Raw genomic sequence first — 24421 nt, 5'->3', positions numbered from 1 at the left:
CTCCTCTAGGCCACATAGTCGCGGAGCAACGACAGCTGATCCTCGGGCAAGGGTTGGAAAATCTTGCGGACCCAGTCTCCGCCCGGGTTGAAGCGGCCCGACGCGCGTTCGGCGAGGCTCAGTCCGGGCACGGGATACAGGCTGTCCCAATGCTGCCAGTGATGGGAAACGGGGCGCTCCGCGCCTTCGAAAAACGCCAGCAGCTGCCGCTCGAGTCGCAGCGGAAGGTCATAGGCCTCCAGCAGCGTGGCGTCGATCTGCGCGAGCAGTCGGGGTAGCTCGTCCTCCGCCCCTGTCAGGATGTCGGAACTACCGAGCAGCGCAACATACGCCTCAACCAGCTCGCCGAGCTTCCCGGGCAGCGAAACCGGCATCGGAATGGCGTCGATAACCGAGGCCCTGAAGCGGTCCTTGGGGGAATTCACTGCGAGAAAGGCATTTGCCACCGGGCCGTTCAACACGGCCGTCAGCGCGAGCAACGCGTTCGGCGTCAACGTGCTCGTCGGCCGCATGGCGAAGAACTGCTGCGAACACAGCGCGCCTTCCAGATCGGGAAACGCTCCGATGCACCACGCGCCACGGCTCAACCTTGTGGCGCTCGCGATCAGCTTCGGCGTCGACCAATCATGCGACGCGCCGCAACGAAGCTGATCGGACCTGAAATCGAGCCAGACGGAAGGCGGGGAGCGATACTGCCGCAGGTTCCGGGCATTGGCATAACCCAACCGATAGCCGGGCTTTTCCACGTTGCTCGCTGCCTGATCCTGGGGGTACCTCCATTCCAGCCCCCGTCGGGATTCGAGTACTGAGGCCAGCCGCGGGTTGCGCTGAAGATAATCCCACAGGTCGTTGAGCGGCGGTATCCACAACTGCCCCTGCGGGTCGTCGACGACGGCGCGACTCACATCGCGCTGCACCGTCGTCTGTCCGGTCTTCAGGAAGGATAACCGATCGCGCTCGGCGACTTCGGTTGAGAGCAGCGTGATGGTCTTGGTCGTCGGCGCGCGCAGGTCGCGCGCGATGACCGCCGACGATTCGACGTCCGATGCACCGAAGATCCCGTCGGGGAGCTTCAGGATTTCGACAGAGCCGTACAGGCTCTCCATGCGACGGCGCTGTTCCGCGAACTGCTGCTCGAGGATGAACGATCGCGGCAGCACGAAGCCAAGCGCGAGCGGTTTGGCGTCGAGGGCCGCACTGAGAGCGGCGATCGCCTTCGAATGCGTGTCGGCGGCGATGGCGTACTGGATCCGATCGGCCTTGCTGAATGCTTCGAACGGCGGGTTGCAGACGATGACGTTGCTCGACCCGATCCGCTGCGCCAGCGCGCCGTCGGCGAACAGATCGGCCTCCTCGACGTGCCAGCCATTGTGATTGGGATAGTCGGCAAGGATTAGCGATAGCGTTGCCACTTCGCAGGCAAAGGGGTCGACCTCGTCGCCCGAAATATGCTCGATGAGGAAGTCGTGGCGCTGCTGGTCGGACCATTCCACGGGCAGGAGATCGCGCAGGTGGCGCAGCGCCGACACCAGGAACACGCCGGCGCCGGCGAACGGCTCGTAGATTCTGATATCTTCGGGTTTGTGATGGTGCAGTTCCAAGCGCTGAACGACATATTCCGCCACCTGTCGCGGCGTGCTGTGTGTCCCGAACAGCTTGCGCGTTTCCGGCGTTACCAGCGTGTTCTCGTACACGAAGGCGAGATCGTCGGACGAGATGTTGGAAAAACTGATGCCCGCGCGTAGATGCCGCCATGCGGCACCGAACATCGCTGACAACGCCGTGTTCGCAGATCCACCGATCGCCCCTAGCGTATAATAGGTCTCGATACCGGTTAGAACCGACGCCAGGTCTTCGGGATTCCAGCCGTCGGCATAGGGATGGCGACGATCCTGCAGCACCTTTGCGGCAAGCAGGCGAAACACGACGCGGAAGAGCGTACGCGGATCGAGGCGATCGCCACCGGGCGCTTTCCGCACCAGGTCGAGCGTCTCGACTAGCAGACGATCCAGTTTGATGTGAATCTCGCCCTCGATCGCGGGGAGCAGCCCCAGATCGACGAAATCGAGCTGATAGCTCCCACCGGCGCTGCCGACCGACTTGGCGCGGTGAATGGCATCGGGGTGCCAGCACGCCTGATTGCGGGCGAACAACGCTGTCAGATCGGCAAGCTTGATCTTCTCAAGTGCCCGGGGCGGGTCGACACTTCTGACCTGCCAGACGGTCACATCGTCATGGTCGATAACGAACAACAGCGGCGCACCCAGTGCTCGATGCTCATTCACGAGGTCGATGGCACGGCGACCATCGCCATTCACCACCGCGAGTGCTGCGGACCGATAGGATGGCGGCGTTCGCGTAAAGGCGACGAGCGGCACCGTCCGGGTCGTGTTGGCATCGACCAATACGTCCGCAAAGGCATAGTCGCGCACGACCGCTTCCGAGCGATAGCCCGCGCTGTGGACGGCCTGTGCGAGGCTGTCGATGGCATTCACAGCCGGCCTCCGCGCGCGGAGGCCGCAGTGTTGATCGGCATCGGGGGAAAGAGAAGTGACGCCTGCTCGCGGCTGTCGCTTGCCGCGAGCAACTGCTCCCGGAGACGCGCCACCATCGGGCCGAGCGGGATCGTGATCAACGGCTGATCGCTAACGACCTCTGCAAGCTCCGCGCGGAGCTGCAGCTGCGCGCCCGGCACATTGATAACCAGCTTGGCGCGCTCCAGCGCCGGCCAAGGCGACAGATTGCACAGCTCGAACAGGGGTTCAGCGATAGGAGCCAACGCGCCGACACGGATCGCCATATCCGTCGCCAAGGATCTGATGACCGACACGGCTACGAGATCGCCCGAGCTAAAGCACGGACTATGCCCTCGCCCCCTGCGCAAGGGAGCCAGCGCCTTTTTCCAATGGCGATAGGTTTCCGGGGCGATCGATATCGCGCTGCGAAGCTGGCCAGGGGTATAGAGCACCGTCACGAAATCAACTCACGATCTTGTTGTTTACCACAAGATGCTCTGTTTTCTCTGTAAGCGCAAGAACGGGCTCGGTGCTCGTGCAAGCTCGGCATACTGCCGATGGCCGCAAACCGAAGGGAGGAGTGCAATTAAGCAATCTTGCTCCAGCGTTGAGGAGCCTTTGGAACTGCTGGTCACCTTGTCGATTCTCCAAGTTAAAGAGGAGACGAGCATGGCGGACAACAAATCGAAGCGCGGTGGAGCTGACAGGCGGCAGGTCGCCGCCGGCGAGGGTTATGAGGTGAGCTACTTCGCCCGCAAGCACGGAATCACCAAGGATCAGGCCGAAGGTCTGATCAAGAAGATCGGCAATGATCGCGAAAAGCTCAACGCGGCTGCCGCCAAGCTGAAATAAGCGCTGGCACGGGTCCCGCGATATTCACTTTGCGAGGCGGGAACGACTCCGCGCCAACGGGAGTCTACAGCGGATGAGCAAGGACCTCTGACGCATGGCGCACCGCCACCCTCGCATCTCCATCGCGCGCCGGCAGCAAGCCCGCGCGCGGCGGAGCTAAGCCGGTTTTAAAGCCGCCACCGTTCCGACCGGTGCAGCTGGCGACCCTCGTCGATACGGTGCCGAGCGGCTCGCGCTGGCTCCACGAGATGAAATATGACGGCTACCGACTGCTGGTCGCGGTCGGTGGCGGCGAAGCTCGCGCCTACACACGGTCCGGTCTCGACTGGTCGGAGAAATTCGCTGGCATCGTCAAGGCGGCCGCCGCCCTAAAGGTAAAATCGGCGCTGATCGACGGTGAGGCGGTGGTGCTCGATACCAACGGCAAATCGAGCTTCCAGGCGTTGCAAGGTGCCTTGAAGGGTGCGCCGGGCTCGATCGACTATTACGCGTTTGACCTGCTCGAGCTCGACGGCGAGGATCTTACTGGGTTGCCGCTGACCGAGCGAAAGGCGAAGCTTCGCGGAATAATACCCGGAGGCCATGGCCGTCTACGCTATTCGGATGACATTGTCGGCAACGGCGAGAAGCTGCTGCACAATTTCTGCGATGCAGGCCTTGAAGGCGTCATCTCAAAGCTGGCCACGGGCAAATATGTCGGCTCGCGCTCGGGTGGCTGGCTCAAGACGAAGTGCGTCAAGCGCCAGGAATTCGTTATCGTCGGCTGGACCCCGTCGGACAAATCCCGCTCGTTCCGCTCGCTGATCCTGGGCGTCCATGACAAGGGCGAGCTGCGCTACGCAGGCAAGGTCGGCACGGGCTTCGACACAGCGGAGCTGCTCTCCCTGACGGAGATCATGGCACCTCTGGAGCAGCAGGCCCCCACGGTAAAGGCGCCGCGCGCCGAGGTTCGTGGCGCGCATTGGCTCACGCCGAAGCTCGTCGCCGAAATCGCCTATACCGAGATGACCAACGAGGGCACGCTCAGGCATCCGAGCTACCTCGGCCTGCGCGAGGACAAGAAGCCAGAGGCAGTGGTGCTGGAGGCCGAAGCGCCCGTCGCGGAAATCGGCGCGCCTGCCACCAGCAGCGTGAAGATCAGCAATCGGGATCGTGTCATCGATCCTGACTCCGGGATTACCAAGGGCCAACTCGCCGATCACTACGCGGCGGTCGCGCCGATCATGCTGCCCTGGGCGGGATCGCGTCCGATCAGCCTCGTGCGCTGCCCCCAAGGCCGCGCAAAGAAATGCTTCTTCCAGAAGCATGACGCCGGCAGCTTCGGCGACACGGTCAAGCATGTCGGGATCGTGGAGAAGGACGGGCACGAGGAGCCGTATCTCTATATCGATACGGCAGACGGGTTGCTGACCTGTGTCCAGATGGGCTCGATCGAGTTTCACGGGTGGGGCGCGCGGATCGAGGACGTCGAGAAGGCCGACCGGCTCGTGTTCGACCTCGATCCGGACGAAGGCCTCGATTTCGAAGCCGTGCGCAAAGCAGCGTTCCATTTCCGCGAGATACTCCAGCAGATTGGACTGGAAACCTTCCCGATGGTCACCGGGGGCAAGGGCATCCACGTAATCGCGCCGCTGGTGCCGAAGGCTGAATGGCCCGAGGTGAGGGATTTCGCACACCGGCTCGCGCAGGCCGTCGCGCAGAGTGACCCGGATAATTTCACCGCCGCCCTGCCAAAGGCGCAGCGCAAGGGCCGCATCTTCGTAGATTATCTCCGCAACCAACGGGGCGCGACCGCGGTCATGCCCTACAGCGCGCGCGCCCGTTCCGGCGCGCCTGTCGCGGCGCCAATTACCTGGAAAGAGATGGAGACGATTGACACGCCGGCCCACTGGCATGAGGATATCAAGATCAGCGACACCGCGCCGATCGTCCGCAGTGTCGAGAACGAGCGCGGCGCGGGCGAACTGGTCAACCGGAAATGGAGTTGGCCGGGCCCAGGCGGGAAGCCCGTCTACAATTTCCGGTCCGATGGCCGCGAGTTCACGAGCGGGCGCTGCCTGATCCTGGCAGACGGCTTCTACGAGTTCACCGATCCGCTCCCGGGCCAGAAGCGCAAGACCAAGTGGCTGTTTACGATGAAGGATCATGACTGGTTCTGCATTGCCGGCATCTGGCGCGCCGATCCGAAGGTCGGCGAAGCCTTCACGATGCTCACGACGGAGCCGGGTGAGGATGTCGCGCCCTTTCACCACCGCCAGATCATTCCCCTACCGCGCGAGCGATGGGCAGACTGGCTCGATCCGACCGTGCCGGCGCAAGCGGTGCTCGGGGTGCTGCCAAAGGGTAGCTTGCCGGTGAGGCAGGTGTTCCCGCCGGAAGCGGCGCAGGGCGAGTTGGTCTGATGCCCGACATCCATTCGCTCGACCGCTTCGTCGAAGCGCAGACGCTTGCCTATCCGACCGCACTCGCCGAAATTCGCCGCGGCGCCAAACGTACGCATTGGATGTGGTTCATCTTCCCGCAGATTGCCGGGCTGGGACAGAGCGCGACGGCACGGCATTTCGCGATCCGCTCGCTGGAGGAGGCGCGCGCGTATCTTGACCACGCCATTCTCGGGCGCCGCTACGTCGAATGTGTTGAGGCGCTGCAGGATTTGTCGATCAGCGATCCGGTCGCGGTGTTCGGGGACATTGACGCGACCAAGCTACGGTTCTCGCTCACCTTGTTCGAACTCGCGCGACCACAGCCGCTGTTCACTGCCGCGCTCGATCGCTGGTTTGGCGGCGAGCGCGATGCGCTGACGCTTTCGTTGACTGATGACCAGAGGGCTGCCTGACCTTTCCGCGAGACCTCTAACCTTCGGCAGGCCGATGGGCTTGGACGCGTATTCTGGATGAACTCGCGATGTGCCTGGGCGTTTTACGCTCCGAAGGAGCTAGCCATGGCCAAACTGTCCCAATCCGATCGCGACGCACTTCCGAAGAGCAAGTTCGCCGAACCTGAAGAACGTGCCTACCCCATCGAGAACGAGGCCCACGCCAAGAATGCAAAGGCGCGGGCGAGTCAGGCGGTAAAAGCGGGGCGCATGTCGAAAGCCGAGGAAGGCAAGATCGACAAGAAGGCGGACGCTGTCATCAAGAAGAAGTAAGGCGCGCATTGCGTCCCTAGAGGGGCTTGATGGCGCGGTCCCTAGTCGGCGGCGTGGTTGTCGAAGCAGCAATAGCCATATTGGCGGATAAGCGCTGCCGCCTCCTGCTCGTCGGGTTCGCTTCCTGTGAGCAGGATTGGCTTCAGCAATCGCTACGGAGCATGTTCGTCTGGGAGATTGGCGCCCGTCTCGTCTCCGGTGAGTGCCCAAAGTTCGCGCGCACCGATAAAGCACCAGGCTTCCAGCGGCTCGGCCATGCCCATCGCACCGGTCTCGTCCGAGGGGTTGGGACTGCTCATCTCTCGCTTATAGCGCACGGAATTATAGACCGCACGCGGCGCTTGACGAATCCCCCGGCTCGGCGGAACATAAAGCGAACAAGTGAGTCGATGTTGCCCGATGCCTGTCCAACCGTTGCCCCTCGATCGGCCCTGTGCCGATCCGCTAGCCGCGCTTCGCGCGCAGCTTGCGCAGGCCCAAAGCCAGCGCGGGCCGGTGCTGGCGTTCGGGATCGAGGCGCTCGATAGTCGGCTCGCGGGGTTTGGCCTGGACAGCGCGGGCCTCCACGAAATCGCGGGCGCAACCGCATCGCTGAATGACGATGCCGCCGCCACCCTCTTCGCGGCCGGCATCGCCGCGCGGTTCGCATCGCAGCCTGGCTTCACCACGCTCTGGGCGCTCAGCCGATTCGACCTGTATGCGCCGGCGCTCGAACAGGTGGGTCTTGGCCCCGATCGCATCTTTTATGCCGAAGGCCGCAAGGATGCGGATGTGTTGGCGCTGGCTGAGGATGCGCTCCGGTTTGGCTCGCTCGCCTGCGTCGTCGCCGAGGTGAAGGCGGCCGACCAGACCGCGACCCGGCGGCTCCAGCTTGCCGCGTCGGACGGGAAGACGCCGATCCTGCTCTATCGCCGCCACCGCGCGCGCGATCGCTGCCCGCTCAGTCAACCTTCCGCGGCGATGACACGCTGGCGGATCGGTTGCGTGTCGTCGGCCCGGCTGCCCTATCCCGGCGTCGGGCGGCCGCGCTGGTCGGTCGAACTGGTCCGGCAACGCGGCGGCAATCCTTTCTCCCTCGAACTTGATGCTTGTGATGACACGGGTCGCCTCGCTCTACCTGCCGCAACTGCCGATCGAGCGGTTGCGACGGCTGGAGCGGCCAGCCAAGCTGCCTGAGGCGCCGTCGGCTCCCTCGCAATCGCGCTTCCTGGCGACGCCAATCTACGCTGGCGACGACGATCCGGGCGCGTGCTCGGTGCCGCGAGGCGGCGGCTGGCGGCCCGGCGCCCGCTGGGCACGCGACAATGCGCCATCGGCAAAACCCACCCAGGCGGAGATCGATGCGCTCCCGGCACACCAGCGTCCGACGATGCGCGAGATGGGCCGCCGCAGCGAGGCGGCCGATCACCCGTTCCGGGCGATGCCACCCGATGAAGGCGCGCCCGGCTATGCGGGCGCGCCACAAATGGCAGTGCCGGCGTGGGGACGCCCCATGATCCTGATCGAGCGGGTCGGCCAGAAGGAGATGGTGACGGCTGCCTGTCCACAGGCGAACGAGTTGGGGCTGCACCCGGGCATGGCTGCGGCGCATGCCCGCGCGCTGGTGACCGATCTCGACGTGCGGGACGCCGAGCCCGATCAGGACCGGGCCATGCTCGACCGGTTGGCACTCCATGCGGTCGGCCATTGGACGCCGACCGCCAGCGTCGCCGCACCTGACGGGCTGTGGCTCGATATCACCGGCGCCACCCACCTGTTCGGCGGCGAGGAACGTTTCTGTCGCCGACTGCTTCGCTTCCTCGGCCGGCTCGGGTTCACCGCGACGATCGCCATCGCCGGCACGCCGGGGGCCGCCCATGCGCTCGCGCGCTTCGCCGGCACGGCCATCACCATTCTCCCTCCCGGCACCGAGACCGACGCCATCGCGGACCTTCCGCTTGTCGCGCTCCGGCTGACGCAAGACGCGTTGGTCGTGGCGGCGCGGTTCGGACTGGAACGGGTCGCCGACCTCTATCCGATGCCGCGCGGACCACTCGCCAAGCGGCTGGGCATCGCAACGGTGACTCGGCTGGACCAGGCGCGTGGCCTCGCCGCCGAACCGATCGTGCCGGTGGTGCCCTTCGAGCTGCCGCGCGTGGAGCGGCGGTTGCTCGAGCCGATCGGCACCGCCGAAGCGATCGGCCAGGTCATCGCCGATCTCGTCGACGACATGGTGGGTGTGCTCCAGACACGCGGTCTCGGCCTGCGCGCCGCCGTCCTCTTCTGTCTGCGTGTCGACGGCGACGAACAACGGATCGGCCTCGGTACGGCGCGCGCGACGCGGGATGCCAGGCACCTGACGCGGATGCTCACCATGCGGATCGAGCGGATCGATCCGGGCCTCGGGATCGAGGCGATGACGCTCACCGCGCCGCGCGTGGAGGATTTGGCGCCAGCGTCGCTGAGCACCATCCTCGCCGACGACAGTCGCCTGCCGGATATCGCGCCGCTCGTCGATCAGCTTGCTGGACGCGCAGGCAACGCGGCGCTGTTCCGGCTGGGCAGCGAGGAAAGCGACGTGCCCGAGCGCGCGGTCCGGCGCGCCGACGTGATGGCGACACCCTTGGGCTGGCCGGCTTGGAAGCGACCGGTGCGGTTGCTTCGGCGGCCCGAGTTGCTGACCAATGTCGTGGCGCTGCTGCCCGATCATCCGCCGCGGCGGTTCGTTTGGCGCGGCAGCACCTATCGCATCGTCGCGGGCGATGGCCCCGAGCGCATCCACGGCGAATGGTGGCGGCGCCCAGGCGAGATGTGGGCGGTGCGCGACTATTTCCGGGTCGAGGCCGAGGGCGGCGAGCGCTTCTGGCTGTTCCGGCGCGGCGACGGTGTCGATGCGCCAACCGGCGACCTCAGCTGGTACATGCACGGACTGTTCGGCTGATGGCGACGGCAGCAACAACCTATGTCGAGCTTCAGGTGACAAGCCACTTCTCGTTCCTGCGCGGCAGCAGCTCGCCGGAGGAACTGTTCGCCGCCGCCAAGCTCCTCGGTCACGAAGCACTCGGCCTTGCGGACCGGGGCACCGTCGCGGGTGTGGTGCGCGGGTGGGATGGGCAGAAGACGACCGGCGTTCGCATGATCGCCGGTGCCCGCGTCGATCTGACCGATGGCCGCGCCCTGTTGCTCTACCCGACCGACCGACCCGCCTGGTCGCGGCTGACGCGCCTGCTGTCCGCCGGCAAGACGCGTGGCGGCAAGGGCCGCTGCATTCTCGATTGGAGCGACGTCGCGCAGCGTGCCGACGGCCTCATCGCCATTCTTCTACCCGACATGCCTGACGCGGTTACCGTCGCGCATCTCGCCGATCTGCGCGAGTTGTTCGGCGCGCGCGGCTATCTGGCGCTGTCGCTACGCCGCCGCCCTGATGATGCCGAGCGGCTTCATCGGCTCGACGCGTTGGCGCGGTCAGCTGGCATGCGCAGCGTCGCGACCGGCGATGTCCTCTACCATGCCCCGGAGGCGCGGCCGCTGCAGGACGTGATGACGGCGATCCGCGAGAAGACGACGATCGATGCGCTTGGTTTCCGGCGCGAGCGGTTCATGGACCGCAACCTCAAATCCCCTGCCGAGATGGAGCGGCGGTTCGCCGCATTCCCCGACGCGATCCAGGCCAGCGCCGACATTGCCGCAGCGTGCCGGTTCGATCTTGGAGAGATCCAATATCAATATCCGTATGAGCAGGTGATGGCGGGCCGCACCGCGCAGCAAGCTTTGGCGGCGCTGACCGAAGACGCGGCGGCAGGCATGTTTCCCGGTGGCCTGCCCACCAAATATCGTAAGCAGATCGACCACGAGCTCCGCTTGATCGACCAGCTCGGTTACGCGCCGTATTTTCTGACGGTGAACGCGATTGTCGCGGAGAGTCGGCGGCGCGGTATTCTCTGCCAGGGGCGTGGGAGCGCCGCGAACAGCTGCGTCTGCTACATGCTCGGAATCACCTCCATCGATCCGATCCAGCATGAATTGCTGTTCGAACGCTTCGTATCGGGCGAGCGCAAGGAGCCGCCCGACATCGACGTCGACTTCGAGCATGAGCGGCGCGAGGAGATCATCCAGTGGATCTATGAGACCTATGGCCGCCACCGCTCGGCACTGACCGCGGTCGTTACTCGCTACCGTACTCGCGGCGCCGTCGCCGAAGTGGGCAAGGCGCTCGGCCTGGCGCGCGACCTGACCAAGATGTTGACCGGCCTTGTCTGGGGCTGGTCGGTCGAGGGCATCAGCGACGAGCAGATCGCGAGCCTCAACCTCAACGCAGAGGATCATCGGCTCAAGCTGACCCTCCAGCTTGCACGCCAATTGATCGGCCAGCCGCGCCACCTCTCACAGCATCCGGGCGGATTCGTGCTGACCCAGGATCGGCTCGACGACCTCGTGCCGATCGAGCCGGCCCGCATGGAGGATCGCCAGATCATCGAATGGGACAAGGACGATATCGACGCGCTGAAATTCATGAAGGTCGATGTCCTGGGCTTGGGCATGCTCGGCTGCATGAACCGCGCCTTCAATCTGCTCGACGAGATGAAGGGCATCAAGATCGGCATGGCCGACCTGCAGGACGACGATCCCGACGTCTATAAGATGATCCAGGAGGCTGACACTTTGGGCGTGTTCCAGATCGAGAGCCGCGCGCAGATGTCGATGCTGCCGCGGATCAAGCCCGCCAAATTCTACGATCTCGTCATCGAGGTGGCGATTGTCCGGCCGGGACCGATCCAGGGGGACATGGTCCACCCCTACCTCCGCCGCCGGGAAGGCAAGGAGAAGCCCGAATACCCCAAGCCCGAGCTTCGCGCGGTGCTCGAGAAGACGCTGGGCGTGCCGCTGTTTCAGGAACAGGCGATGAAGGTGGCGATCGTCGGGGCAGGTTTCACGCCTGCCGAGGCCGATCAGCTGCGGCGCGCGATGGCGACCTTCAAGCTGACGGGTGGCGTCAGCCATTTCTACGACAAGCTGGTCGGCGGCATGATAGAGCGGGGTTACCCGAAGGACTTCGCCGAGCGGACGTTCAAGCAGATCGAGGGGTTCGGCAGCTACGGCTTCCCGGAAAGCCACGCAGCCTCCTTCGCCAAGATCGCTTACGCCTCCTGCTGGGTGAAGCATCATCATCCCGACGTGTTCTGTGCTGCCCTGCTGAATGCACAGCCTATGGGCTTCTACGCGCCGGCGCAGATCGTTCAGGACGCCCGCAAGCACGGCGTCGAGGTGCGCCCGGTATCGATCAATGACAGCCATTGGGATTGCACGCTGGAGCCGACACGCGGGCGCTATATGGCGGTACGCTTGGGGTTTCGGCAGGTGCGCGGGCTCGCCAATCTGCACGGTGCCGCGATCGTCGCGGCGCGGGGACCCGCGCCCTATGAGAGCGTTGAGGAAGTCTGGCGGCGTGCCGACACCCCACGTGTCGCGATCGAGCGGCTGGCCGAAGCTGACGCGTTTCACGTGATCGCCGAGAACCGGCGGCAGGGGCTGTGGAAGGTGAAGGGCTTGGGCGAAGCGCCGTTGCCGCTGTTTGCAGCAGCCGATGCGCGCGAGGCGCAATTCTCGCCTGAGGGACTCGAGCCTGCGGTTGCGCTGCGCCCAATGACCGATGGCCGCGAAGTGGTGGAGGACTATCGGTCGCTCCAGCTATCGCTGCGTGGGCATCCGATCAGCTTCTTGCGGGATCAACTCGACGCGATGCGGATCGTTTGCTGCGCCGACCTCGCCACCATCCGCGACGGCCGCAATGTCGAAGTAGCCGGCGTCATCCTCGTTCGCCAGCGCCCGGGCTCTGCGAAGGGCGTGCTGTTCGTCACGATCGAGGATGAGACGGGTATCGCCAACGGCATCCTTTGGCCCGACCGGTTCGAGATATACCGGCGCCAGGTGATGTCCGCATCAATGATCGCGATGCGCGGGCGCCTTCAGAAAGAGGGCGAGGTGATCCACATCATCTGCGACCGGATTACCGATCATGACGACATGCTCCGCTCGATCGGACGCATGGATTTCTCGGTGGCGCCTGGACGCGGCGACGGTGCTAAGAATGGTGGCGGCCCTGACCCGCGCGATCCAAGTTGGGCGCCGCGCGGCCGAACGCTTGCATCGCCCCCATTCGGGACCACGGGCGAGCAGGACGAATTGTTGCCTATCCGCAGTCACGATTTTCACTGAGCACATTTGAGCGAGGGTCAGTATCGAGCGACGATCATTGGCGATGGCGGTTTCAGTTGATCGTCGATGACGGATCGTCGCCGTGGGCATCAGGCCATTCGGCGAGATGAATTCCAGTCGCTCGGGCCCGCCAGTCGCGGGCAACCACTGCCTCGTCGGCTGGTGACGCTCCCGCAGCGACAAGTATCTGGGCTCGTGCATAAACTCGCTTCGTCAGTTCGTCGCAGATGCGTTGCTGCGCCGTCATCTTTTCGAGCCACCCTTCGTCGATCGATCCTGCTGTCCATTCGGCAGTCGTCGCCTCGACCAGTTCCCGCATTGCCCAGCCCTGCGTCCGATATTCGGTCGCGAGCGCCTGATCCGCCGGATCGTCGCTCGCGATCAGGTAATCGATCCATGCGACGAAATGCGGGAAATCGGACATCAGCTCTCTCGACCCGGCCAAGTCCGGCACGATCCGGACGACCTATTCTAACCGGTGGGCCGCTATCAGTTCCAGAGTTCATCGCCGAGGCGTCGCTGCGTTGGTGATTCGGCAGGCCGCCGAAGGCAGGAGCGGCGGCAGCCACAATCGGGAGGTGACATGACAGACCGCTAAATATCCGGCGGTCGCCGATCCTACGACGGCTTTTGAATGCTGTTGTAACCGCTCAGATTTCGCATTCTTTACCTGTCTCCGACGCCGTGATGGCGCGGTCCGAACCAACGGAGACAGCCCCAAGTGTCCCAGCCATCCGCCATCGTTCACGCACGCGGCACCGCGATGCTGAAGAGCGCGCTGGGTCCAGCGATCGCGGCCTGGCTCGACGAACCAGAGGTCGCCGAGGTGATGCTCAATGCGGACGGACGTCTCTGGGTCGATCGGCTCGACAGCGGCATGGCGAGGACCGAGGAACGGCTGTCGCCGATGCAAGCCGAGCGGATTATCCGTCTCGTCGCGCATCATGTCGGTGCTGAGGTCCATCGCGGTTCGCCGCGGGTCTCAGCCGAATTGCCCGAAGGGGGCGAGCGGTTCGAAGGACTGTTGCCGCCGGTGGTGATGGAGCCGGTCTTCTCGATCCGGCGACCAGCAAGCCTACCCCTGGCACTTGCCGACTATGTCGCCGCCGGCACGATGACCGCGACCGCAGCGGCCTATCTTGCCCAAGCGGTCCAGACCCGCGCCAACATCCTCGTCGCCGGCGGCACATCGACCGGCAAGACGACACTGACCAATGCGCTGCTGGCAGTCGCCTCGGGCGGACAGGACCGCATAATCCTGATCGAGGACACGCGCGAGCTGCGGTGCGATGCCGCCAACGTGGTGGCGCTGCGGACTGCTCCCGGCGTCACGATGACCGATCTCGTGCGCTCCAGCCTGCGCTTGCGCCCCGATCGCATCCCGATCGGCGAGGTCCGTGGCCCCGAAGCGCTCGACCTTCTGAAAGCCTGGGGCACCGGCCATCCAGGCGGCATCGGCACGATCCACGCCGGCACCGCGACCGCCGCACTGCATCGGCTCGAGCAATTGATTCTCGAAGCCATCGCCCATGTCCCGCGCGCGCTGATCGCCGAGACAATCGACGTGATCGCTGTGCTGACCGGCCGCGGCACCGAACGCCGGCTGTCCGAACTGGTCCGCGTCGACGGGCTCGAGCCCGACGGCAGCTACCGCCTTCTCACCATTGTCCAAGCCCAAGGAGCACGTTCATGACCAGATTGAAGTCCATCCAGCGCGCCGGCCTTGCCGCTGCCGCAATGCTCTACGCCATGCCCGCCTGGGCTGGCGGCACGGGCATGCCCTGGGAAACGCCGCTCCAGTCGATCGTCGACTCGGTACAGGGTCCGGTCGCGAAGGTCATCGGCGTGATCATCATCGTGATCACCGGCCTGACGCTCGCGTTCGGCGATACATCGGGCGGCTTTCGCAAGCTGATTCAGATCGTGTTCGGTTTGTCGGTCGCGTTCGCCGCTTCGTCCTTCTTCCTGAGCTTCTTCAGCTTCGGCGGCGGGGCGCTGGTCTGATGCAGGAGGACCTGCCCGGGTTTGCGGCGCCAGTACATCGGGCGCTCGCCGAGCCGATCCTGCTGGCGGGAGCGCCGCGAGCTCTCGCGATCGTCAACGGAACTCTCGCCGCTGCGATAGGGATCGGCCTGCGGCTCTGGATCGCCGGGCTGGTGATGGCGGTGGTGGGGCACGGCCTCGCTGTGTTCGCCGCGCGCCGCGATCCGCAAATCCTGCCCGTCGCCCGCCGACACATGGCCCTTCCCACTCTTTTCGAAAGCTGATCCTAATGATGTTCCTGCGTGAACACGCCCGCCATGCGTCGCGGCTCTCGGATTTCCTGCCTTGGGCTGCGATGATCGCGCCCGGCATCATCCTCAACAAGGATGGCAGTTTCTTGCGCATCGCGCGGTTTCGCGGTCCCGATCTCGACAGCGCGACGCAGGCCGAGCTGATGGCGACCTCGGCGCGGCTCAACAGCGCGCTCAAGCGGCTCGGCACCGGCTGGGCGATCTATGTCGAGGCGCAGCGCAAGCCATCGCCGGGCTACCCGATCTCGGACGGGTTTGCCGATCCGGTGTCGGCGCTGATCGACGAGGAACGCCGCGATCTGTTTGAAGGCGGTGATGTCACCCAACCCAATTTCACCAGCGCCTATTATCTGACGCTGCAATGGCTGCCGCCTGCCGACGACACGTCGAAGGCGTCTTCGCTGCTCTATGAGGGCGGCGCACAAGGTGTCGCGATGGCCGCCGATCATCTCGACGATTTCGAGCGCGACACGGGCCGCGTCCTCGACATGATCGAGGGCGTGATGCCTGAGGCCGTGTGGCTCTCGCCGGCCGAGACGCTGAGCTACATACATTCGACAATCTCGACCCATGATCAACGCATCGCGGTGCCTGACACGCCGATGCATCTCGACGCGCTGCTGGCGGACGAAATGCTCGTCGGCGGGCTGGCACCGCAACTCGGCGACAAACATTTGCGGTGCCTGTCGATCACCGGCTTTCCGGCGTCGACGGTGCCGGGGATGCTCGACGAGCTCAACCGGCTCGGCTTCGCCTATCGCTGGACGACGCGCGCGATCTGCCTCGACAAGGTGTCGGCGCAGCGGATGCTGACCCGTATCCGCCGGTTATGGTTCTCGAAGCGCAAGAGCTTGGCCGCGATCATCAAGGAAGTGCTGACCAACGACGCGAGCGTGCTGGTTGATAGCGATGCCGCCAACAAGTCGGCCGAAGCCGATGCGGCGCTGCAGGATCTCGGCGCGGATATCGCGGGCTACGCCTATGTCACCACGACCATCACGGTGCTGGGCGACACGCCTCGCGACGCCGATTTCCGCCTCCAGGCGATCGAGAAGATCGTGCGCGGCCGCGATTTTGCCTGCATCGTCGAAGGACTGAACGCGATCGAAGCGTGGCTCGGTTCGCTGCCGGGCAACCCTTACGCCAATGTCCGTCAGCCGCCGATTTCGACGCTCAACCTCGCCCATATCATGCCGGTGTCGGCCGTCTGGGCAGGTCAGGATCGCGACACCCATTTCAAGGCGCCGCCGCTGTTTCATGCTCGCACCCAGGGCGCGACCCCATTTCGGCTTTCGCTCCATGTCGGCGATGTCGGCCATACTCTGGTCGTCGGTCCTACCGGCTCGGGCAAGAGCGTGTTGCTCGCCTTCATGGCGCTCCAGTTCCGCCGCTACGAGGACGCGCAGATCTTCGCCTTCGATCATGGCGGCTCGATCCGTGCGGCGACGCTCGGTATCGGCGGCGAGTGGCATGATCTGGGTGGCGCGCTCGGCGGCGATGCCGCGCCGGTTCTGCTGCAGCCGCTCGCCCGGATCGACGAGCCGGATGAGCGGGCGTGGGCGGCCGACTGGCTCGCCGCGATCCTCGCGCGCGAAGAGTTCGCAATCACGCCCGAGGTGAAGGACCATCTATGGACCGCGCTCGGCAGCCTGGCCGATGCGCCGGTCGCGCAGCGCACGCTGACGGGCCTCACGGTGCTGATCCAGGCATCGGGCCTCAAGCGCGCGTTCGCGCCCTATACACTGTCCGGTCCCTATGGCCGGTTGCTCGATGCCGATGTCGAGCATTTCGGGGAAAGTGATGCCCAGGCCTTCGAGACCGAGGGGCTGATCGGCACACCGGCTGCGCCAGCGGTGCTCGCTTACCTGTTCCACCGTATCGGGCGCCGCCTGGATGGCCGGCCGACGCTGATCCTGATCGACGAGGGCTGGCTCGCGCTCGATGATCCGATGTTCGGCCGCCAGTTGAAGGAATGGCTGAAAACGCTCCGCAGGAAGAATGCGAGCGTCGTGTTCGCCACCCAGAGCCTCGCCGACATCGAAGGCTCGGCGATCGCGCTGGCCATTATCGAGAGCTGTCCGACCCGGCTGTTCCTCGCCAATGAGCGCGCGCTCGAGCCGCAGATTGCCGGCATCTATCGCCGGTTCGGGCTCAACGACCGCCAGATCGAGATCATCGCCTCGGCGACGCCGAAGCGCGATTATTATTGCCAGTCGGCGCTCGGCAATCGGCTGTTCGATCTTGGCCTCGGGCCGGTCGCGCTCGCCTTCGCCGCCGCGTCGCAACGCAGCGACCTCACCGCGATCACCGCGCTGGTCGAGCGGTGCGGTGCTGACGGCTTCGCCGCCGCTTGGCTACGCCACCGGGGCCTCGGCTGGGCCGTCGATCATCTCACCAACGATGCACTCGTCCTCAAGGAGACTTTCGCATGATCTGCTTTCGTAAACCCACGCTCGCCCTTGGCGTCGCGGCCTTGGCGCTGATGATTGCCGCCCCGGCCGACGCCCAGTTCGGCGGGATCGTCTATGATCCAAGCAACTATGCGCAAAACGTGCTGACCGCCGCCCGCACGCTGCAGCAGATCAACAACCAGATCGCCCAGATCCAGAATCAGGCGCAGAGCCTGATCAATCAGGCGAGAAATCTGACCAACCTGCCGACCAGCATGCTGTCGAGCATCCAGCGGGATATCGATCGCACGCGCCAGCTGATCACCCAGGCTCAGCAGATCGCCTATAAGGTCGAGAATATCGATCAGGTGTTCAGCCAGCGTTATCCGTCAGGATCACTCGCCGGCACCTCGTCGGGCGCACTCGTCACCAACGCGCAGACGCGTTGGACCGACGCGCTTGCTGCCTATCAGGATTCGCTGCGCACCGGCGCGACTGTCACCGGCAATATCGACGGCACGCGTGACCAGACGTCGACATTGGTCACCGCCAGCCAGGGTGCGACGGGCGCATTGCAGGCGTCGCAGGCCGGCAACCAGCTGCTGGCGCTACAGACGCGCCAGCTCGCCGACCTGACCGCCATGGTTGCGGCGCAATCGCGCGCAGCCGCGATCCAGGCCGCGCGCGCCGCCGCTGACGAAGCGCAGGGCCGCGAACAGACACGCCGGTTCCTGGCGCCTGGCGCGGGCTACGTGCCGCAGAGCGTGACGCTGTTCCGTGACTGAGGAACGGACGCGCGCGCCACGCAGCCGCTTCGGCGGATTTGGCTGGAGATCGATCGTGATTGCGGCGGCGGCAGCAACGACGGGGATATGCGCCATGGTCGCCTTGAGCGATCCGGCGCCGCCGGCCGCGCATTACGCGGTCGGCGAGGCCCCGGACTTGCAGGCAGCCGTTAACACCGATCCGCTCCGGGCGGAACTGGCGCGGTGCCGCACGCTGCTTAGCGGCAGTGACGACGCGCGCTGCCAGGCGGCGTGGGAGGTGAACCGGCGCCGCTTCATGGGCGAAAGCCGGAGCTACATGGCACCCGTCGAGCCGGCGCCGATCGAAGCCGCGCCGGTCGATAGCCCGACGCCGGCGGCCGGCGCTGCTGCACCTTCATCGACTAGGGAGCGTTGAGCCATGGGCGAAGGCACAGGCGTCATCGATCGGTTTCTCGATCTCTTCGCGCGCTATATCGATTCAGGGTTCGGCCTGATTCACGGTGATGTCGGTTTTCTCGCAAGTTCGCTGATCGTCATCGATGTGACGCTGGCGATGCTCTTCTGGACCTGGGGTGAAGGCGAGGACATCGTCGCCCGGCTTGTGCGCAAGACGCTGCAGGTCGGATTCTTTGCCTTCCTGATCGCCAACTGGAACGGCCTCGCCAAGATCATCTATCTGAGTTTCTCGGGGATCGGCCTGAAGGCGGCCGGCTCGGGCAATGCGGAAGACCTGCTCCATCCCGGCAAGATCGCGCAGATCGGCATCGACGCCGGGCAGCCGCTGCTCGACCAGGCCTCGCTGCTGGTCGGGCCGGTCGGCATCTTCACCAACTTCGTCCAGATCGCGGTGCTGCTGCTCGCCTGGGCGATCGTGCTGCTCGCCTTCTTCATCATCGCGATCCAGCTGTTCGTGACGCTGATCGAGTTCAAGCTGACGACGCTCGCCGGCTTCGTGCTGGTGCCGTTCGGGCTGTTCGGCCGCACGGCGTTCCTCGCCGAACGCGTGCTGGGCAATGTCATGGCGACTGGCGTCAAAGTGCTGGTGCTCGCCGTCATCATCGGCATTGGCTCGACCATTTTCCGCGATTTCGTGATCGACTTCGGCGGCGCGCAACCGACGATCGAACAGGTCGCAAGCCTCGCGCTGGCAGCGCTCACGCTGCTCGGCCTCGCCATCTTCGGACCCGGAATCGCTTCGGGTCTGATCTCCGGCGGCCCCCAGCTTGGTGCCGGCGCTGCGGTCGCGACCGGCGCTACCGTCGCCGGCATCGGCGCTGCCGCGACCATGGGCGTCGCCGGCGCCGCTGGCCTCGCCAGCCGCGCAGGGTCGGCCGCTGCCTCCACCCTCTCCCGATCCGCCGGCTCGCCCCCGTCTGGCGGATCCTCGTCGGCGCCACCTGCTCCCCCGGCGCCGACGGGCGGCGCTCCGACGGTTCCCCCGCCGTCTGGAGCGCCGGGAGGTGGCGCGAGCTCGGGTGGCGGCGAAGGCAGTGCCGGTTCGTCAGCGTCGGGCGGTTCATCCGGCGCGACCGCAGATGGAGGGGCGGTCGCCGCTGAGGCTGCGCCGGAAGCCAACGCCGATCGCGCGGCTCCATCCACGGCAGCGGCGCCTGCGGAAGCACCGGCCCCGGCTTGGGCGAAGCAACTGCGCCGTCGCCAGGCCATGGTCCAGGGCGCGACCCTTGCCGCCCACGCGCTTCGCTCAGCCGACCACCATGGCGGGTCGGCGCATATCTCGCTGGAGGACCGTTCATGAACCCGTTCCGCCGTCCCTCGTCGCGCTTCGGCCGCGAGCCCGTTCCCGAAACCCCCTATCAGCGCGCCGGCCAGGTGTGGGACGACCGTATCGGATCAGCGCGAGTCCAGGCGCGAAGCTGGCGGCTGATGGCATTCGGTGCGACTGCGCTCTTGTCGCTGTCTGTCGTCGACAATCTCCGGCTGCGGTTCGGCTCGCATATCGTACCCTATGTGGTCGAGGTCGACCGGCTTGGCGCGGCGCGCGGCGTCGCCCCGGCGACGTCCGACTATCGCCCGACCGATCCGCAGATCGCGTGGCATCTCGCGCGGTTCATCGAGAACGTGCGCTCGCGCCCAGCAGACCCGATCGTGCTCCGCCAGAATCTCAACGCGGCCTATGATTTCACGACCGAGCAGGGTGCGGCCGTGCTCAACGACTATGCCCGCGGCGATGACCCGTTTGCCGATCTTGCCGACAAGCAGATCTCGGTCGACGTAAAGAATGTCGTGCGCGCGTCCGCCGACAGCTTCCGTATCGCCTGGGATGAGCGGCGCTACGACCATGGCCAGTTGGCGGCGACCACTCATTGGACCGCCGTGCTCACCATCGTCGTCCGCACGCCCACGGACGCGGCGACGCTCAGCCGCAACCCGCTCGGGCTCTACGTCCACGCCATCAACTGGTCCCAGGATCTCGGAGAATGACCATGCGCACATTATTGCTCGCCACACCGTTTTTGCTTTCAGCCGCCGCGGCCCACGCACAATCGGCGGCGCCATCGGCACGGCCGGTTGCCGCAGCCACGGATGCGGCCCGGGTGAGCGCCCGCGCCGCGGGATGGCAAGGCGCGACCCAACTATTCGTCTATGCGCCGGGCGGCCTTTATCAGGTCTATGCCGCGGTCGGTCAGGTCACTGACATCATGCTGCAAGAAGGCGAGACGCTGTCGGATACAGGCGCAGTCGCGGCCGGCGACACGGTGCGCTGGGTGATCGGCGAGGCGGCGAGCGGATCTGGCCCGGGCCGTCGGACCCATATTTTGATCAAGCCCACCGATCCGGGAATCCGGACGAACCTGATCATCAACACCGACCGGCGGACCTATCATGTCGAGCTACGCTCGACGCCCGCTACCTATATGGCGAGCGTCGGTTGGTCTTATCCGCAGGATGAGCTGATCGCGGTGCGTGCCCGGATCGAAGCGGCGACCGCAGTCAGCAACACTCAGATCCAGACGGGCATCGATCCTGCCAGACTCGATTTTGCGTACCGGCTGAAGGGTGCCAATCCGCCCTGGAAGCCGGTCCAAGTGTTCGACGATGGCGCGAAAACCTATCTACTGTTCCCCACGACCATCGCGCAAAGCGAGCTGCCGCCGCTCTTCCTTATCGGTGAGAAGAACAAGGCCGAGCTCGTCAATTATCGCGTGTCGGGGCGGTACATCGTGGTCGATCGGATGTTCTCGATTGCCGAACTCCGGCTCGGCACCAAGAAGCAGCAAATCGTCCGCATTGAGCGGACGCGCGCTCGGGAGCCGCGGTCGTGAACGAGCGGGACGACCTTGCCCGCGACCCGGCCGAGAAGCGGCCGCCGATCGCGACACGCGCGGCAGCGCCGACACCTCGGCGCTTGTCGCGCAAGGCGCTGGCGACGCTGGCCGGCGCCAGCGCGCTCGGCGTGGCGGCGGCGCTGGGCTACAGCCTGACCGTGAGCCATCGCTCCCCAGACCGCCAAGAAACGGTCTCTGTTGAACGGCGCAACACGGATGCGCTGGCGGATACGCCGAAGGATTATGGCGATCTCGCGCGGACCAGGTCGGCCGGGGTGGGCGCTCCACCGACGACACCCCAGCCGGTCACCATCCCACCGCTTTCCGGTAGCGTCCCGGCATCGCCGGGCACGGCCAGCAATGAAGCGTCGGCCGAGAAGCAACACCGCCGCCAGGCGCGCGAAAGCGCGCTGGCGAGCAAGCTGTTCGCTGGCACCAGCGAAGGCGCACGCTCCGCGACAGCCAGCGCCGAACCGCCGCCGACCCCTCCCGGCCAGGTTCCCATCGGCGAACCGGCCCCGGCCGCCAGTGGCGATGCCCAGGACCGAAAGTCTGCGTTCGTCGCTGGCGGGACACGCGAGCCCACCGTGAACAGCGGGAGGCTGACGCCGCCGGCCGGTCGCTATGTCGTGTCGGCCGGCTCGACGGTCGCAGCGGCGCTGATCACCGGGCTGTCCTCCGACCTTCCCGGGCAGGTCGTGGCGCAGGTGACCGAAGACGTGTTCGACACGGTGACCGGCCAGACACGGCTTATCCCACAAGGCACGCGGCTTATCGGCGTCTATGACGCGCGGGTCAGCTATGGCCAATCCCGCGCGCTGGTCGTGTGGACGCGTCTGATCTTTCCCGATGGTCGCTCGCTCGATCTTGACCGGATGGTGGGCACCGATGCCGCTGGCCAATCGGGGCTCACCGATCGTGTCAACAATCATACCGGCAAGCTGCTGATGGCTGGCCTGCTGTCGACGCTGTTCGGGGTCGGCGCAAACGCCGCGACGGGCGGCGGCGGGAATAATGGCGACGTCGCCTATGCCATTCGCGAGAGCGCGGGGCGATCAGTGGAGAGCGCGGGCGACAAGATCGTCAGCCGGCAGGTCGACGTTCAACCGACGATCACCGTGCGGCCGGGCGCGCGGGTTCGGGTATTGGTGAGTCGCGACATGGTACTCGCCCCGTGGGGCGAACACTGATCGCCTGAAAGCGGTCAGACTAAGGCGGGTCGGCGATCCTCGCCGATCATGTGTAATGCTTCGATGGCGTGATCGAGGTAGTTCACGACCATCTCCTCTTCGGGCCGATCGAGCAGCCCGCGCGCGACTTCTATAAGTCGTTCAGCTTCACTGTGACGTTGGTCGCTGACGGAGGGGAGGGTCGGCATGGATCGATCCATAGTGAACATAGTGAGGATCGTCCATAACGAATAGGCACGATCGTTCCTAGAGCGATCGTGCCTACGCTGTGATCAAGTGGCGATGGATCTCAAGGTGATTTTATCGACCAACATCCGGCGAATCCGTAACGAGTCGGGGCGGACCCAAGAAGAAATGGCGCACGTCCTCGGCATCAGTCTTCGTTATTTGGGATCGATCGAACGCAGCAAAGTATCTCCGAGCGTCACGCTCCTCGGAAAGTTCGCGGCAGCGCTTGGCGTGACAGCCTGCGAGCTCATCACTCCGACGAGGATCGATCGTAAGGCTCTTTAAGGTCAAGTTTAGCGTTGATAGCGTGCTTTCGTACGAACGTCAGCAATCGGTGACGCAGCGGATTTCGATCGTCCCTTGGCCAAAGCGCCTCGACGGGCGTAACAGCATTATCGTCGACGATAGGCCGAAAGGTTACGCCGCTACGTGGGGTAATGGCGGAGGCGAAGAGGATCGTCGCGCCCAGCCCTAAGCGCACCAGTTCGAGTAGCGCGCCACGCGATACATCGTGAAATTTACATTCAAACGGCTGATCACCCATTCGAGCGGCGATGGCGCGATAGGCTGACAGGTCACCTTGGTGAGCGCGTAGCATAATGGAGAGGCAGGAAACGTCAGTCCAGCGCAACGTCTCTTTCACGGACAGCGGGTGAGTGTCCGGCATCGCCACGATCAGCCGTTCGTCCCACAAGTGCTCCCGTGCATTAGGTCCACTCTTCAAATCGGGGAGCAGTCCCGCAAACATGATATCGACTGTGCGCTCGTTCAGCTGCCGGTGGAGTTCTGCAGGAGCTGCTTCGACAAAACGGATTTCGACGTCTGGACAGGTTTGGTAGAACTCGACAATGCCGGCGATGAGCGGCCCGCAGGAAAGCCCTTGGTGGAATCCGACGGTCAGTGACCCTCTAATGCTCCGCGCGATCTCGACGGCGCGGATCATTTGCGTGTCGATCATGAATAGGAGGAGCCTTGCTTTTGGCAAAATGGCGCGTCCTATCGGCGTCAGTGCGACCGGGGCACCTCTCCGGCGTTCGAACAGGTCGGCTCCGTAGAGTTCTTCCAGCTTGGCAATCGTTTGGCTGACTGCAGGCTGGCTTACGCCGAGCTGGCGCGCGGCGTCAGCAAAACTTCGCGTTTCAGCGACCTTGAGAAATACCTCAATTTGGTTGAAGCCCGGGCGGGCCGCGTTTCGGCGGCGAGTCGCACGGCCGTAGCTTTCGTTTGCTTTACCTCGCACGCTGTTACCTCAGTCTTAGAGACGCGAGGGCGTCTCCCGTCTAAGCCATGATTTTGGCTGGCGACGCGCGTCGTTCAGTTGACTGGGCGATCACATCGTCCACTATCAGGCCCTGCCGGGCAGCCTCGACCGACACCCGTTGAATCTTCATTATCGCCCCCTTAGTGGCTTCAAATCCGCTATCATCACAGGTGGTTGAATCATTGGTCAAAGTCCGGATTCCACTCGGGTATTCTTCTTGGTTATACAACGGATGAAGGTTAGATTTACGAAGGTTGGTGGATGCAGCGGCGCGCGGACGTGGGGGGGGGGGG

General features: G+C 65.0%; 25 protein-coding genes. 18 read left to right on the top strand and 7 right to left on the bottom strand.

Features of this window, described 5'->3' with window-relative positions; genetic code table 11:
* Positions 1-5: 5 nt before the first annotated feature.
* Positions 6-2495, bottom strand: a complete 2490-nt coding sequence (locus tag ACRECS_RS17820; RefSeq protein WP_431584287.1) for an N-6 DNA methylase — start codon at positions 2493-2495, stop codon at positions 6-8.
* Positions 2492-2800 carry a hypothetical protein gene (locus ACRECS_RS17815; protein ID WP_431584286.1) on the bottom strand — a complete coding sequence of 103 codons (309 nt, stop codon included), beginning with the start codon at positions 2798-2800 and terminating at the stop codon, positions 2492-2494. The genes ACRECS_RS17820 and ACRECS_RS17815 overlap by 4 nt, the downstream gene beginning before the upstream one ends.
* Before the next feature lie 334 nt (positions 2801-3134).
* Here ACRECS_RS17815 and ACRECS_RS17810 point away from each other — a divergent pair, with 334 nt between their 5' ends.
* The 4 genes from ACRECS_RS17810 to ACRECS_RS17795 all read left to right on the top strand — a co-directional run bounded on the left by ACRECS_RS17810 (position 3135) and on the right by ACRECS_RS17795 (position 6516).
* The gene (locus tag ACRECS_RS17810; protein ID WP_431584285.1) at positions 3135-3368 is read left to right on the top strand and encodes a DUF3606 domain-containing protein; all 234 of its coding nucleotides are present in this window, start codon (positions 3135-3137) and stop codon (positions 3366-3368) included.
* Between the two features lie 191 nt (positions 3369-3559).
* Positions 3560-5770, top strand: a complete 2211-nt coding sequence (gene ligD / locus ACRECS_RS17805) for a DNA ligase D (RefSeq protein ID WP_431584284.1) — start codon at positions 3560-3562, stop codon at positions 5768-5770.
* A complete protein-coding gene (locus tag ACRECS_RS17800) occupies positions 5770-6204 on the top strand; it encodes a DUF1810 domain-containing protein (protein WP_431584283.1) in 435 nt (144 codons plus the stop codon). The genes ligD and ACRECS_RS17800 overlap by 1 nt, the downstream gene beginning before the upstream one ends.
* 105 nt (positions 6205-6309) lie before the next feature.
* On the top strand, positions 6310-6516 hold the full coding sequence (locus ACRECS_RS17795) for a hypothetical protein (RefSeq protein WP_431584282.1): 207 nt from the start codon (positions 6310-6312) through the stop codon (positions 6514-6516).
* A 152-nt stretch (positions 6517-6668) separates the two neighbouring features.
* Here the strand turns inward: ACRECS_RS17795 and ACRECS_RS17790 are convergent, their stop codons facing one another.
* A complete protein-coding gene (locus ACRECS_RS17790) occupies positions 6669-6815 on the bottom strand; it encodes a hypothetical protein (protein ID WP_431584281.1) in 147 nt (48 codons plus the stop codon).
* Between the two features lie 100 nt (positions 6816-6915).
* On the opposite strand from ACRECS_RS17790, the gene ACRECS_RS17785 reads away from it, so the two are divergent.
* The 3 genes from ACRECS_RS17785 to ACRECS_RS17775 are packed head-to-tail and all read left to right on the top strand — an operon-like array spanning position 6916 to position 12711.
* A complete protein-coding gene (locus ACRECS_RS17785) occupies positions 6916-7692 on the top strand; it encodes an ImuA family protein (RefSeq protein ID WP_431584280.1) in 777 nt (258 codons plus the stop codon).
* Positions 7610-9436, top strand: coding sequence for a DUF6504 family protein (locus ACRECS_RS17780; protein ID WP_431584279.1), 1827 nt, complete (start codon positions 7610-7612; stop codon positions 9434-9436). The genes ACRECS_RS17785 and ACRECS_RS17780 overlap by 83 nt, the downstream gene beginning before the upstream one ends.
* Positions 9436-12711, top strand: coding sequence for an error-prone DNA polymerase (locus ACRECS_RS17775; RefSeq protein ID WP_431584278.1), 3276 nt, complete (start codon positions 9436-9438; stop codon positions 12709-12711). Before ACRECS_RS17780 ends, ACRECS_RS17775 begins: the two co-directional genes overlap by 1 nt.
* Positions 12712-12763: 52 nt before the next feature.
* Here ACRECS_RS17775 and ACRECS_RS17770 read toward each other — a convergent pair whose 3' ends face one another.
* Entirely contained in the window at positions 12764-13135 is a 372-nt protein-coding gene (locus ACRECS_RS17770) for a hypothetical protein (RefSeq protein ID WP_431584277.1), read from the bottom strand.
* 339 nt (positions 13136-13474) lie between these two features.
* Here ACRECS_RS17770 and trbB point away from each other — a divergent pair, with 339 nt between their 5' ends.
* Genes trbB through ACRECS_RS17720 form a run of 10 tightly spaced genes read left to right on the top strand, consistent with a single transcriptional unit; the run spans position 13475 to position 22639 of the window.
* Positions 13475-14404, top strand: coding sequence for a P-type conjugative transfer ATPase TrbB (gene trbB, locus ACRECS_RS17765; RefSeq protein WP_431584322.1), 930 nt, complete (start codon positions 13475-13477; stop codon positions 14402-14404).
* Positions 14401-14715 (top strand): TrbC/VirB2 family protein, encoded by a 315-nt coding sequence (locus ACRECS_RS17760; protein WP_431584276.1) that lies wholly within the window; start codon positions 14401-14403, stop codon positions 14713-14715. Before trbB ends, ACRECS_RS17760 begins: the two co-directional genes overlap by 4 nt.
* On the top strand, positions 14715-14978 hold the full coding sequence (locus ACRECS_RS17755) for a VirB3 family type IV secretion system protein (protein WP_294042714.1): 264 nt from the start codon (positions 14715-14717) through the stop codon (positions 14976-14978). Before ACRECS_RS17760 ends, ACRECS_RS17755 begins: the two co-directional genes overlap by 1 nt.
* Before the next feature lie 5 nt (positions 14979-14983).
* Positions 14984-17437, top strand: a complete 2454-nt coding sequence (gene trbE / locus ACRECS_RS17750; protein WP_431584275.1) for a conjugal transfer protein TrbE — start codon at positions 14984-14986, stop codon at positions 17435-17437.
* On the top strand, positions 17434-18180 hold the full coding sequence (trbJ, locus tag ACRECS_RS17745) for a P-type conjugative transfer protein TrbJ (RefSeq protein ID WP_431584274.1): 747 nt from the start codon (positions 17434-17436) through the stop codon (positions 18178-18180). Before trbE ends, trbJ begins: the two co-directional genes overlap by 4 nt.
* A complete protein-coding gene (gene trbK-alt, locus ACRECS_RS17740; RefSeq protein ID WP_431584273.1) occupies positions 18173-18577 on the top strand; it encodes a putative entry exclusion protein TrbK-alt in 405 nt (134 codons plus the stop codon). Before trbJ ends, trbK-alt begins: the two co-directional genes overlap by 8 nt.
* Positions 18578-18580: 3 nt before the next feature.
* Positions 18581-19918, top strand: a complete 1338-nt coding sequence (trbL, locus tag ACRECS_RS17735) for a P-type conjugative transfer protein TrbL (RefSeq protein WP_431584272.1) — start codon at positions 18581-18583, stop codon at positions 19916-19918.
* Entirely contained in the window at positions 19915-20604 is a 690-nt protein-coding gene (trbF, locus tag ACRECS_RS17730) for a conjugal transfer protein TrbF (RefSeq protein WP_431584271.1), read from the top strand. Before trbL ends, trbF begins: the two co-directional genes overlap by 4 nt.
* Positions 20601-21446: a P-type conjugative transfer protein TrbG gene (gene trbG, locus ACRECS_RS17725; protein ID WP_431584270.1), complete on the top strand. Its 846-nt coding sequence runs from the start codon at positions 20601-20603 to the stop codon at positions 21444-21446. Before trbF ends, trbG begins: the two co-directional genes overlap by 4 nt.
* Positions 21443-22639, top strand: coding sequence for a TrbI/VirB10 family protein (locus ACRECS_RS17720; protein ID WP_431584269.1), 1197 nt, complete (start codon positions 21443-21445; stop codon positions 22637-22639). The genes trbG and ACRECS_RS17720 overlap by 4 nt, the downstream gene beginning before the upstream one ends.
* 14 nt (positions 22640-22653) lie before the next feature.
* On the opposite strand, the gene ACRECS_RS17715 is transcribed toward ACRECS_RS17720, so the two are convergent.
* Positions 22654-22827, bottom strand: a complete 174-nt coding sequence (locus tag ACRECS_RS17715) for a hypothetical protein (RefSeq protein WP_431584268.1) — start codon at positions 22825-22827, stop codon at positions 22654-22656.
* A 94-nt stretch (positions 22828-22921) separates the two neighbouring features.
* On the opposite strand from ACRECS_RS17715, the gene ACRECS_RS17710 reads away from it, so the two are divergent.
* The gene (locus ACRECS_RS17710; protein ID WP_431584267.1) at positions 22922-23152 is read left to right on the top strand and encodes a helix-turn-helix transcriptional regulator; all 231 of its coding nucleotides are present in this window, start codon (positions 22922-22924) and stop codon (positions 23150-23152) included.
* Here ACRECS_RS17710 and ACRECS_RS17705 read toward each other — a convergent pair.
* Together ACRECS_RS17705 and ACRECS_RS17700 are read right to left on the bottom strand one after the other, a co-directional pair.
* The gene (locus ACRECS_RS17705; protein ID WP_431584266.1) at positions 23118-24107 is read right to left on the bottom strand and encodes a LysR family transcriptional regulator; all 990 of its coding nucleotides are present in this window, start codon (positions 24105-24107) and stop codon (positions 23118-23120) included. The two genes, ACRECS_RS17710 and ACRECS_RS17705, sit on opposite strands and share 35 nt — an antisense overlap.
* A gap of 40 nt (positions 24108-24147) precedes the next feature.
* Positions 24148-24421: hypothetical protein (locus tag ACRECS_RS17700; RefSeq protein WP_431584265.1), on the bottom strand; the 274-nt coding region annotated here is incomplete at its 5' end.

This window comes from Sphingomonas sp. (genome assembly GCF_050725575.1).
In the GTDB taxonomy this organism is placed as follows: domain Bacteria; phylum Pseudomonadota; class Alphaproteobacteria; order Sphingomonadales; family Sphingomonadaceae; genus Sphingomonas.
This window is presented reverse-complemented; position numbering and strand designations above follow the sequence as displayed.